Origin of the sequence: Streptomyces sp. KMM 9044, from assembly GCF_024701375.2 — a bacterium.
Classification (GTDB): Bacteria; Actinomycetota; Actinomycetes; order Streptomycetales; family Streptomycetaceae; genus Streptomyces.
Genome location: NZ_CP113910.1, coordinates 1,084,020 through 1,096,537 on the forward strand (window position 1 = coordinate 1,084,020; position 12,518 = coordinate 1,096,537).

A 12,518-nucleotide genomic window follows, 5' to 3' on the forward strand; every position below is an offset into this window, starting at 1 on the left:
TTCACCTGATCATCAGCACGCCCCGCGAACACCAGACGGCCATCGACCGTCCAGCGGGCGCGGTCCCCGTCCGGTACATCCGCTCACCACCAGACCCGTACGGGCAGGCCACGAAACGCTCCCCGGTCAGGCCCGGCCGGCCCACATACCCCCGCGCCAACTGCGCACCCGCCACATACAGCTCCCCGACCACACCCACCGGCACCGGCGCCAGATACTCGTCAAGGACGTAGAAGCGGGTGTTCGCCACCGGCCGGCCCACCGGAACCACCCCGGCCGCCACATCCCCCGCCGACAACTCGGTCGTGGCGACACCGATGGTCGTCTCCGTCGGACCATAGTGGTTGAACACCCTCCCACCACCAGCGGCCAGCAGATCACCCACCAGGGCGGGGGGTGCGGATTCGCCTCCCAGGACCAGTGATCCCACCGACTCGAAGACCGGCGCACCCAAAGCGGCCACGTGCGAGGGCACCGCCTTCACACCCTCGATCCCATGGTCGGCCACATACCCCCGCACCAACGCCGGGTCCGTCACCATGTCCTCGGCAAGGAAGTGCAGGACGCCCCCGCACACCAGAGCCGCGAAGATCGTGGTGTTGCCCAGATCGGTCGCCTGTCCCTGCAGCACCGCGAACCCGCCACCGGGCCGGTCGAAGCCCACCCGGGCCGGAACCGAGCCCACATAGTTCGCCAGACCGCCCTGCGTGACCGCCACACCCTTCGGACGGCCCGTCGAACCCGACGTATACACCACATACGCCACCTGCCCCGGATCGATCGACACCTCCGGCGCGGTGTCCTCCAGCCCGGCCAGCTGCATCCCCACCAGCGCCCCGTCGACCGCCACCAGACGATGCCGCCCCGCCGGAAGATCCTCCAGAATCTCCTCCGTCGTCAACGTCAGCACCGCACGACTGTCCGCGAGCATGAACGCGATCCGCTCCGCCGGATGCCCCGCATCCACCGGCAGATACCCCGCCCCCGCCTTCCACACCGCCAGCATCCCCACCAACGTCTCCACCCCACGCGGCAGACACAGCCCCACCACCGACTCCGCACCCACCCCCTGCACCAACAGGAAACGAGCCAACCGATTCGCCCGCCGCTCAAGCTCCCCATAGGACAGCTCCACACCGTCCTGCACCACCGCCACCGCACCCGGAGTACGCACCACCTGCGCCTCGAACAACCCCAACACCGACTCCCCACCAACGGAGACAGACGTGTCGTTCCAGCCGTCCAGAACCTCAACCCGCTCCGCCGGAGACAGCACCTCCACCGCGCCGACCCGCATCGCCGGGTCCGCCACCAGTTCTTCGAGCACCCGGACCAGCCAACCCGCGATCCGCTCAGCGGCTCCCTCGTCGAACAGGTCCGCCGCCGTGGTCAGCGAGCCCCTGACACCCGCCGGCGCGCCGTCGGCGTCAAACACCTCACCCACCATCACGTCCAGGTCGAACTTCACCGCGGGACGTGCGGTCGAGATCAGCTCCGCGCGCAGCCCCGGGAGCTCCATGAGCTCGTCGGGGATGTCGTTCATAGTCAGGACGACCTGGAAGAGAGGGTGGCGGGCCAGGGAACGCTGTGGAGCGAGCTCCTCCACCAGCCGCTCGAACGGCACGTCCTGATGCTCGAAGGCGCTGATTCCGGCCTCCCGTACCCGGCCCAGCACCTCGGTGAACGTCGGATCGCCGGACAAGTCCGTCCGTATCACCAGGGTGTTGACGAAGCAGCCGACCAGGTCGTCCAGGGCCTCGTCCGTACGGCCCGCGATCGCCGAACCGATCGGGATGTCCTCTCCTGCCCCCAGCCGGGACAGCAGCACGGCCAGCACGCCTTGCAGCACCATGAAGGGCGTCACGCCCTCCGCTCGTGCCAGGTCGAGCAGCCGGGCATGCACCTCACCCGGCACACCGAAGACGGCTGTACGGCCGCGATGGCTGGGCACGGCCGGGCGCGGCCGGTCCACCGGCAGCCCCAGTTCCTCCGGTGCCCCCGCCAGCGCCTCGCGCCAATACGCCACCTGCCGCGACAGCAGACTCCCCGGGTCGTCGTCCGAACCCAGCAGCTCCCGCTGCCACAGGGTGTAGTCCACGTACTGCACCGTCAGCGGGTCCCACGCAGGGGCGGCGTCAACGCACCGCGCCGCGTACGCGGTCGAGATGTCGCGCGCGAGCGGCCCCATCGACCAACCGTCCCCGGCGATGTGGTGCACCAGCACGACCAGCACGTGCTCGTCCAGACGTTCGGTCCGGAACAGCCACACCTTCACCGGCACCTCGGTCGACAGGTCGAACACGTGAGCAGACGCACCGACCACCGCTTCCGCGAGCTCCGCTCGCGCCGGGTCCAATGCCGTTGCGGTCGGTGACGCAGTCGTTTCGGGCAGGTCGGTCATCTCCGAAAGCCGCTCGTAGGCCCCGCCCGAGTCGCGGACGGTGACCTCCTCCATCTCCCAGTCCAGTTCGTCCATGGGGATGACCGACTGGTAAGGCTCGCCGTCCTCGGTGGGCAGCACCGTGCGCAGCGCTTCGTGGCGCTCGAGGACATCCCGCATGGCGGCCCTCAGCGCCGAGGAGTCGAGCCGGCCGGTCAGCTTCATCACCACGGGAGTGTTGTAGGTGGCGCTGGGTCCTTCGAGCCGGTCCAGAAACCACAGCCGGCGCTGCGCGTACGACAGAGGCACCCGCTCTGGCCGCTCCCTTCCCGCCAGGACGACGCGCGCCGTGTCCGCGCCCGTCAGCCTGCCGAGGAGACCGGCGACCGTCGGCTCCTCGAACACTGCCCGCATCGGCAGTTCCACGTTCAGCGTGCTGCGGATACGGCTGACCAGTTGTGTCGCCAGCAGCGAATGACCGCCCAGATCGAAGAAGTCGTCGTCGGCGTCCACGCTCTCCAGGTCCAGGATCTCGGCGAAGAGCGCGCGAAGCACGTCTGCCCGGGTATCGGCCCGGCCCCGACCCGCGTCCGACTCCCCGTCCGACTCCTTGATCCGCTCCGGTGTGCGCCGGCCCGGCTCCGTGCCGCCCGTCGCTCCCGGGAACTCCAGCTCACCTTCGCCGCTCCAGCGCACCCGGACCTCAGTCCGGTACATCCGTGACCCGTCCGCCGCGAAGGGGTCCGCCACCAGCCGCTCCGCCCGCAGCTTGGCGTGGTCCGCCGCACCGGCCAGGTAGAGCTCGCCGATCACCCCCGGCGGGACCGGGCGCAGCTCCGCGTCGAGCACGTACACCCGGCTCGTCGCCGCCTGCGTGTCGAGCAGCGCCTGTACCGACGGCTCCGTCAGCGTCTCGGCCGCCGTGCCGTTCCACTCGGCCAGTACCCGGGAACGCTCCGCGGCCGACAGGACGTCGATGCCTCTGACGAGATCGGTCGGCTCGGTCCGGGCGAGCCGTCGCAGGATCCTCACGAACCGGAGGCAGACGGCCTCTTCCGGTTCCAGGTCCCGGGCGCCTCTGTGGATGTCGGCGTCCACCTGGAGGCCGGTGCCGTCCCGCCGGTCGTAGACGTCGATGCTGAGCGTGTCGATGGGCCCGTTGGCGAGGTTGTGGGCGGTCCCGGTGCAGTCACCGAAGCCGAGTTGGTAGTCGAACGACATGACATTGACGATGAGATCGCACAGCGGATTGCCGCCGAGCAGCTTCAGGTCGCGGAGCATGTCCTCGTACCGGTAACGCTGGTGGCGGTTGGCCGCGCGCATCTCTGCCGCGATCTGCCGCAGGAGATCCGCGGTCGTGGTCGCTCGGCCGATGGAGATGCGGATCGGCAGGATGTTCGACGTCATTCCCGGGATGCCACGGGTCCGGCGTCCGACACGCCCCAGCACCGGGATGCCGATCACGACGTCCTGCGCGCCTGTGGTCCGGTGATGGTAGACGGCCGCGGCGGCGATCGACAGTCCGGCCAGGCTGGTCCTCAGCCGGCGCGCATTCCGCTTCAGGCCGTCGGTCTCATCCGGGGCGATCTCGTCGCGCTGCCGGACGGGCACCTGCGGAAGCTGCCGTGGCCTGTACCCGTCGGACCGTACGGCGCGGGCGGCGCGGGCGGTGTCCGACAGCGCGTCCGTCCAGAACTGCCGGTCCTCCGTGTGTGCGGGGGAAGCACGGTAGGTGCCGTCCTCGTCGAGCAGTACGGAGACGGGCTCCATGGCACCGTCCGGTCCGGCTTCCCGGCCTTCCGAGAGTGCCGTGTACCGCTGCGCGAGCCTGTTGGCGAACAGCTGGCCGCTGTACCCGTCCATGACGAGGTGGTGCGCGTAGTGCAGCCAATAGTGGCGGTCCTGCCCGACCTTGATCAGGGCATGACCCGTCAACGGCTCGCCGAGGAGTTTCATGGGCTTGCGCAACCGGCGCGTCATCCACGTCTCGGCGGCGGCGTGCGGGTCCGGTTCGGCGGTGACGTCGAGTATCTGGACGGAATGGTCGTCCACGGCGCCGAGGTACTGCCGCGGCTCGTTGTCGACGAGCCTAATGCGTAGCCGGACCGTTTCGGCCTCGATCATGGTGGCGCGCAGCGCACGCATAAAGAGTTCGGTGTCGAGTTTTCCGCGTAGCTCGACGTATTCGGCGATGTGGTAAACCGGGTTCTCAGGGGCGAGTTGCTGTGCGTACCAGACAGCAACCTGGCCGGCCATGAGTTCCTTGGTTTCACGTTCAGATGCAGCCATCCCCGCACACCCCAACCGATCCGACTCAACGACTGGAGCAGCAGAGAGCAGCCGCCGACGCGGCATGCCGAATCGCCGTCCAGCTCTCCATGAAAAAGCTGCGACGGGATGTTCTAACATCCCCGACGCTGCGCTTGGAATCCCCACCGTACGCGCGGCGTCCAGTGGTTGACCGCGTGGATACCGGTCACACTGACACTGAGCTCGCCGCACCGCCGCCGGCTCCGGGCAGGGGCACCATGACCGGCCCAGGGCTTTGGCGTTCAACTGTGTCGGCGCCTCACTTGAACAGTATGCCGGATCATGCGCCTGCGGCGCGAACACCGCAACTTTCACCCACGTACGCTATTTTGAGGCCAGCCACGCCCCATGGATGAGAGAGCAGGGAGAATTGACTGCCGATCGCGTATCGAAGGTGCAGTTCGGCCGCATGCTGAGAAATGCACGAACGCGCGCCGGCATGACCCAGAATCAGCTTGCCGAAATCTCCACGGTAAGCGTGCGGGCGATACGTGACCTCGAACTCGATCGTACGGGGACCCCGCGCGTGCAGACCATACGGTTGCTTGCGGACGCCCTGCGATTGGTGGGCGCTCGGCGTGCGGAACTGGAAGCCGCCGCGGGGCTGAGGGCGGTCCGGTCGCTCTACGACGACCTGCCGGCGCCGTCGACTGTTCTTGCCCCTCCCCTCGCCCGCGAGGAGGAGGCGGCGTCGCTGACCAGGTTGCTGCGCTCCCCCGGTCATCAGCTGATCAAGGTGACAGGGCCGCCGGGGGTGGGCAAGACGTCCCTGATCCAGAGCGTCGCCGGCGAGCTGCACCGGACCGAGTTCATGCCGGTGATCTCCTTGGACCGGATCGGGGCGGCGCCCCACGGCCGGCACGAGGCTTCGCTCCGGCTGGTGCGCCGGGTCGCCGAGGCGATCGGGTGCGACAGTGCCCTGACGGAGGTGGCAGGCAGCCTCGCCTCGCACGATGTCCTGCTCGTCGCCGACGAGCGCGACCTCGACGACGGGGACCGGCAGGACCTGCGGGTCCTCGTGCAGCTCTGCAGAGGCCTGCGGGTGTTGCTCGAGACCTGTACGGTGACCGTGGACCGTGCCGGGGCGACGACCTTCACCCTCTTCCCGCTGCACGTTCCCGAATGGAGCCGGCAGACCCCCGATCCCGCCGCCGCCGATTCCCCCGTCGTGCAGTACATGCTCGCGCGCTGCGCCCCCCTGTATCCGGAGGACGTCTCGGCACCGGAGACCCTGACCGCGATCGCCGGAATATGCTGGCACCTCGACGGAATTCCGGCGGCGCTCGAATCGGCGCTCTCCTGGCTACTCATCTATGAACCTGCCGAACTGCTGCGCATCGCCGAGGAGTCGCCGGCGCGGCTGACGGCGTCGCCGTCCGGTGAGCACGCCTCGCTCGTCGACTGGGTGCGTCAGGCCCTCGCCACGCTCCCCGAGTCGGGCATGCGTACCCTGCACAGACTGGTCGACGCACCTCCTTGGACTGTGAAGGACGCCGTCGCGCTTCTGGCCGGCTCCGGCGCGGACGCGGAGGACAGTCTCCGCGATCTGCGTGCTCGCGGCCTGGTGCGCCGTGTGAAGTCCGTGCGCGGGGAGCCGCAGCGGTTCGTGGTCCTCAACCTGGTACGCCACCTCGTTCACTCGGCTCGTGATCCCCGGCCCGACCCTTACGACGCGCCCGTTTCCTGGGGCGGGCTGCACCCCGTCCAGACCTTGGCATCGTGAGTGACCACCTGCTGGTGGCGCCGGTGACGCTCGCGCTCACGAAACCGCTCACGCCCACCCCACATCAAGGGGTTCGTCTGGGCCGACCTCATGGTCAAGGCAACCGCGCGGCTTACCGGCGTACAGCTGGCCTGGAACAACCGCACGGCCACCGTCACCGTCCCATCGACCGCCTTCTGGCGCCATCTCGACCGCGCAGAACCAGGCGTCGACTGGAGCAGTGAACCCGAGGAGCGGATCGGCGAGCGATACGTCCGCTTCCACGCGGACCCCGGCTGAATCTGCTCGGGGTCGGCAGTCCGGGACTCGCCGACGACCGGGCCGCCGGCCATGCCGGCGAAATCGCTCCTCCATGCGCCGGCCGAACGCGACCTCCTGATGAACCACAGCCGTTTCGGCGGGCCCGTCTACCTCGACGGCACCCGCTGGGGTTTGCCTCTGAGCCGGCTGATCGACGGCGACGGGATGCCCGACTCCCTCATGCCCATCCTGCGCGTCCTGCCGGCACGCGTCCTCGGGGTTTCGGGACCCGTGTGGCGCGGGTCCCCGGGGGGGGTACCTCTATGTCCTTCGTCAAGCCTGAGGTGGTCATGGGGTGGCTGCCTCGGGCAGGCGTGATTCGTAGAAGGTGCCGTCGCGGAGCATGGCGAACAGGACGCTGATGCGGTGGCGGGCGAGACGGAGAAGGGCCTGGGTGTGGGTTTTTCAGCGGGCCCGGCAGCGGTCGTAGTAGGTGCGGGAGACGGGATCGTGCAGGGCGGCGAACGTGGAGAGGAACATGGCGCGTTTGAGCTGCCGGTTCCCGCTTCTGGGTACGTGCTCGCCGTAGATCGAGGTCCCGGACGACTTGGTCGCCGGGCGAGGCCGGCGTAGGAAGCCAGGTGGGCGGCGCTCGGGAACGAGCTGCCGTCGCCAATGGTGACCAGGAGAACGGCGGCGGTCCTGGTGCCGACACCGGGCAGCGACGTCAGGACCTGGGAAAGAGGGTGGGCCTCCAGCAGTTGGTTGATCTGGGCCTCCGGGGCCCGGCGTTGTTCGTGGACGGCCGCGAGCGAGCGGGCCAGGGACGGGATGACCATGTCGAGGGTGCCGGCGCCCGGGACGGTGACGGTCTGTTCGTCGAGCGCGTCGAAGACGTCATCGATGAGCCGGGCGGCCATGCGCGGAGCCTTGGGGCGGATCAGCTCGACGAGTCTGCGGCGGCCGGCTTTGCGCAGAGCCTGCGGGGATCCTTAACGCTCGAGAAGCCAGGTGACGGCCTGGTGGTCGAGGCGGGGTCCCAGGACGCGTTCCAGACTGGGGTGGAACTGGGTGAGCAGGCCCCGTATGCGGTTGGAGGTGCGGGTGGCCTCGGCGGCGAGGTCCTGGTCGAAGCCGATAAGGACGGTGAGTTCGGCGGTGATCTCGTCGGTGAGGTGCAGCGAGCGCAGGGTGTGGGGCATGGTGCGGGCGGCGTCCGCGATCACCGCGGCGTCCTTCGCGTCGGTCTTGGCCTCGCCCGGGTAGAGGTCGGCTATGCGGCGCATCGCGAGTCCGGGCAGGTAGGCGACCTGGCAGCCGGCGTCCCGGGCCACCGCGAGCGGGGAAGCGCCAATCGAGGCGGGCTGGTCCACGACCACCAGGACGGTGCCGAACTTCGCGGCCAGCTTGTCGAAGACGGCCCTCAGCTTCGGCTCGCTGTTGGGCAGCGGCTTGTCGAAGACCTTCTTCCCGGCCGGGGTCAGCCCGTGGCCATGATGCGTACTCTTGCCGACGTCCAGCCCGAGGAAGACGCCCACGCTGTCAATGTCGATCACCGTGCCCCCACAAACTCGTCGCGTGCTGACCTGGGCATTGGGGCCGTTCTCGCGCATCCACGTTATGCAGACCTGCCGCCCGCAGGTGGCCGGGCATTGCGCTCGGCCGGGCGGTGGCCGGACCTCTGATCAGCGTCTCCGACGGCACCCCCTCGGGCCCGGTGGCACCCCCCAGGTCATCCATTCCAATGCCGTTGCGTTAGTGGTCGTGCCATCGGTGGTTCAGGGTGATGATGATCGGTAGACGTCGCTGGCTGGCAGGTTCTCCGGGGGCCTTGCTGCCGTAGCCGGTGATGCATGACCGGATCTTGCGGGAGCAGTCACGGAGTCGGCGGCGAGGCAGGAGGCTGCGGCCGATCTCGGTGAGTCCGAGGTGCCGGTCGCGTCTGCGGGCGGAGGGGGGAAAAGCCGCTCGGCGAGATCACCGTGCGGCGGACGATGTGCAGGGCCCGGGTGAACGAGGTCCGCTCGGCGGTGCTGCGGTGCAGTCGGGCGGCCTCGTCCAGCAGGTCGCGAGTGGCATGGTGCACGATCAGGTGCGCGTAGATCTCTTGTCGCACTCCGTCCGGGGTCTGCGACCTCAGGACTGGTCGGCCGCGTTGATGGGTCTTGATCTCGTCGAAGACCAGCTCGATCTCCCAGCGTCGGGCGTAGAGGGCTGCGAGCTCGGCGGCCGGGTATTTCGCGTGGTCGGTCAGGCTGGTGATCAGCCGGACGATGTCCGGCTGTCCGTCGATGCGGTACTCGATCACCAGCGACGGCGGGGCCTTGACTGTTCCGGCCGCCTTACTGTGTTTGTTCGCCTCGATCCGGGCCAGGTAGCTGCCGTCCGGCAGGACGTCCTGGACCCGGCGGGCTTTGCGCCGCTCGATCCGCCACAACAGGTGAGTGCCCCGTTCCCGCAGCCGGTGCCAGCGGGCCAGGCCCCAGAGGCCGCGATCGGCCAGCAACAACGTGCCGGCTCCGATGTGGGCTTCGAGGGCGTCGGAGACGATGCGTTCGGACTCCTTGAACCCGCCGATCACGGCGTCGAGCACGGCATGGGAGGAGCACTCCGCGACGGCGACCACCCTTGCCTGTGGATATCCCATGGGACTGCGCTGGGAGCCGGACTTGCCGAAGGTGTCGTTGTTCCCTGCCGAGTCGGGCACAGCCAGCAGGGTCCCGTCCAGGGCCAGGACCCGCAGACCGCGGAACAGCTCTCCACTCCCGCCCAGGGGCCGGGCCACGGCACGGAACAAGTCCCGCATCACGGTCCATCCGAGCCTCTGCCGGGCCCTGGTCAGCGAGGACTTGTTGACCCCGGTCCACGACCGCAGTCCCGGATCCCTGGTCTTCACCAGGCGCAAGACCTCCAGGTAGTCGGCCTGGGGAAACAAGCACATCACCAGCACAAAGTAGACCGTGAACCGAGCGGACAGCAGACGCCGGCGCTTCTCCGAGCGGCTGGCGTCACCGACCACCCGGTCCACCAGCTCGGGCGGGCACGACCGGGTCAGGACTCCCAGCCCCAACCGCTCCAGACGAGATATCAGCACACCCGCTCAACCGGCTGACAGCCTCAAAAGCAACGGCATTGTCATCCCATCGACAGGGGGCAACAGTCATGCCGGGCCCGGAGGCCAGCGGCCCTCTTGCAGGACCGCGGAGAACATAACGGGGCAGGTCGGGCAGGTGCTCGCAGAGCTCGACGGCCGCGCGCAGGAAGGCGCAGGGCGGCCGCACCGCAGGGCGGCCGCCCGCTCACGCCTCGGCTGCCTTGAGGGCCGCCACCACCTGGCGGATGGTGGGATGACGGTAGAACTGCCGCAGCCGGAGCGTGGGCATGCCCTCGGCACGCATCGCCGCGGAACCCTTTACCGCGACCACCGAGTTGCCGCCCGCTTCGAAGAAGTCGTCGTCCAGACCGATCGGGAATCCCAGCAGCTCCGACCAGAGCTCCTGCAGTCGGGCGGCCATCGCGTCGTCGGCCGTCGGCGTGTGGTCCGTGGCGGACCGGGTGGTGATCTGCGGGGCGGGCAGCTTCGCCACATCGACCTTGCCGCTCGTGGTCAGCGGGAGTGCACCCACCTCCGTCACCGTCGCCGGGACCATGTAGTCGGGCAGTACCGCGGCGGCGTGGGTGCGGACCGCCGCCACGTCACCGCCGTCCAGGACCACGTAGGCGTCGATGCGCACGCCGTTCGCGCCGCTGCCGTCCGGGGGCACGACGACTGCGGCGGTCCGGACGCATCCGCTCTCCAGGAGCACCGAGCGGATCTCATCCAGTTCGATACGGAACCCGCGGATCTTCACCTGGCCGTCGATGCGTCCCAGATGCTCCAGCGCGCCGTCCGGCCGCAGTCGCCCCAGGTCGCCGCTGCGGTACATGCGGCCGCCGTTGTACGGATCGGGCAGGAACCGTTCCGCGGTCAGGTCCGGCCGGCCGACGTAGCCCTGGGCGACACCGGCCCCGGCGACACAGATCTCACCGGCGGCGCCGGGCGGGAGCAGCCGCCCCGCGGAGTCCAGGACGTAGACATGCCATCCCGGCAGCGGCCTGCCCACCGAGCGCGTGGCACCGAGGGCCAGGTCGGGGGTCACCGGCTGGGCGGTGACATGGACCGTGGTCTCGGTGATGCCGAACATGTTCACCACCCGGCAGCGCTCTGGCGGGTAGGCGTCGAACCAGGGCAGCAGCATCCTGGCGTCGAGCGGTTCGCCGCCCAGGATCACCAGCCGTACCGGAAGGTCCGCGTAGTCGACGGACAGGAGGTTGGAGAGCGCCGAGGGCGTCTGGTTGAGGACTGTGACCCCGTGCGCCGCCAGGAGCTCGCGGAACTGCTCCGGGTCACGGGAGGTGAAGTGGGGCACGATCACGAGGCGGCCGCCTGTCAGCAGGCAGCCCCACATCTCCCACACCGAGAAGTCGAAGGCGCTCGAGTGGAAGAGGGTCCATACGTCTTCCGTACCGAGCCCAAGACCGGTGCCGGCGGCCTGGACCAGACTCAGTACGTTGCCATGGGGGACGGCGACGCCCTTGGGCCGTCCGGTCGAGCCGGACGTGTGGATCACGTACGCCGTGTGCGTACCGCCGAGGCCCTCGGGTGCCTCGAAGGTGAGGTCGTCGAGCAGCTGGTCAGGCGTCACCCTCCGGCATGCGTCCGGTCCGGCGGGCTCGCCGAGCCGGGTCACGAGCAGGCGCGCCGACGCGTTGTCCATCGTGTACGCGATGCGCTCCGCCGGGTACGCGGGGTCGACCGGGACGTAGGTCGCGCCGGCCTTGAGCACACCCAGGAGTACCGCGACCAGCTCGGCGGATCGGTCCAGGCACACGCCGACGCGGTCGCCGGCGCGTATGCCCCTCGCCTGGAGGTTCGCCGCGAACACGCCCGCCAGGTGGTCGAGCTGTCCATAGGTGAGTTCCAGGTCCTCGTCGGACAGCGCGACGGCGTCGGGTGCTCCGGCCGCGACTGCGGCGAACGCCTCGTGCACAGTGCTCGCCGGGGGCCGCTGCACGGGGGCCGAACTGCCGAGACGTACGATGCGCCGCCGTTCGCCGTCGTCGAAGAGCTCGGCCGCGGCGGCGGGCGTCTGCGGTGATGTCGCCGCCTGCCCGTACACGTGGGCGACATGACGTGCCAACTGCTCGGCGATCGCGGGGCACACGTGGCTCAGTGCGTGGTCGCAGCGCAGCCAGAGCCGGCCGTCCGCCCGGCGCACGAGGGAGAAGGTCAGGGGGAAGGCCGGGGCCGGCGCGGGCAGTGGCTCGCCGTCGCTGCCGGGCCGCGTGCCGGCCACCACCGGATCACCGGTGGGCGTGTGCGGGCGTCGGCGCATCTCGTCGAGCGTGCCGCTCACCCGCACGCTGAAGGCCCCCTGAGCGGACCCGAGGGCGACCTCTTCCGTGTCGCCGCCGTCGTAGCGATGGAGCGTCACGGCAAGGGCCGTTCGCAGGCTCGCCTCGTCGGCCAGCTCATCGGGGGGCAGCACCGTCCACGTCGTGCCGAACCGGTCGTCGCCGCCCGCGCCCAGTCCCCACTCGGGAGCGGCGGCGAGCCGCACCGGCGCTACGTCCTGGGCACCCGGCACCCGGAGCTCGGACTCCTGTGCCGGCTCGCTCAGCCGGAGCCGGGCCGCGTGATTCTGTGCCCTCACCATGCGTGCACTCCTCTGCGTCACTGAGTCACCTGGAACGGTACGAGGTCGCACCGAGAGCGAACGGCAGTTTGAGCGGCGACTCGTCGGCAGCGCACATACCGCCTCGCGTCGGGCGGCGGCCGCATGCCGGCCCAAGTTGCCTCCGAAGCGCCGCTCGAACTGCCGGTGC

5 protein-coding genes and 1 pseudogene are annotated in these 12,518 nt (G+C 69.6%); 2 read left to right on the top strand and 4 right to left on the bottom strand.

Annotation, left to right across the window (positions count from 1 at the left end; all coding sequences use genetic code 11):
- Position 1 precedes the first annotated feature (1 nt).
- Entirely contained in the window at positions 2-4,669 is a 4,668-nt protein-coding gene (locus HUV60_RS05015; RefSeq protein ID WP_269441129.1) for a non-ribosomal peptide synthetase, read from the bottom strand.
- A gap of 430 nt (positions 4,670-5,099) precedes the next feature.
- Here HUV60_RS05015 and HUV60_RS05020 point away from each other — a divergent pair, with 430 nt between their 5' ends.
- On the top strand, positions 5,100-6,413 hold the full coding sequence (locus HUV60_RS05020; RefSeq protein ID WP_257853114.1) for a helix-turn-helix domain-containing protein: 1,314 nt from the start codon (positions 5,100-5,102) through the stop codon (positions 6,411-6,413).
- 90 nt (positions 6,414-6,503) lie between these two features.
- On the top strand, positions 6,504-6,692 hold the full coding sequence (locus HUV60_RS05025; protein WP_257852036.1) for a hypothetical protein: 189 nt from the start codon (positions 6,504-6,506) through the stop codon (positions 6,690-6,692).
- Positions 6,693-7,001: 309 nt separating this feature from the next.
- On the opposite strand, the pseudogene HUV60_RS05030 reads toward HUV60_RS05025, so the two are convergent.
- The 3 genes and pseudogenes from HUV60_RS05030 to HUV60_RS05040 form a co-directional block, all read right to left on the bottom strand.
- Positions 7,002-8,209 (bottom strand): annotated as a pseudogene (locus HUV60_RS05030) (IS110 family transposase).
- A 320-nt stretch (positions 8,210-8,529) separates the two neighbouring features.
- Positions 8,530-9,747: an IS4 family transposase gene (locus HUV60_RS05035; protein WP_257852035.1), complete on the bottom strand. Its 1,218-nt coding sequence runs from the start codon at positions 9,745-9,747 to the stop codon at positions 8,530-8,532.
- Between the two features lie 205 nt (positions 9,748-9,952).
- Positions 9,953-12,349, bottom strand: coding sequence for an amino acid adenylation domain-containing protein (locus HUV60_RS05040; RefSeq protein ID WP_257852033.1), 2,397 nt, complete (start codon positions 12,347-12,349; stop codon positions 9,953-9,955).
- Positions 12,350-12,518 lie beyond the last annotated feature (169 nt).

Coding starts and splice junctions, on each gene's coding strand:
- HUV60_RS05040 (WP_257852033.1), bottom strand. CDS start 12,349: ATGGTGAGGGCACAGAATCACGCGGCCCGGCTCCGGCTGAGCGAGCCG.
- HUV60_RS05015 (WP_269441129.1), bottom strand. CDS start 4,669: ATGGCTGCATCTGAACGTGAAACCAAGGAACTCATGGCCGGCCAGGTT.
- HUV60_RS05020 (WP_257853114.1), top strand. CDS start 5,100: ATGCTGAGAAATGCACGAACGCGCGCCGGCATGACCCAGAATCAGCTT.
- HUV60_RS05025 (WP_257852036.1), top strand. CDS start 6,504: ATGGTCAAGGCAACCGCGCGGCTTACCGGCGTACAGCTGGCCTGGAAC.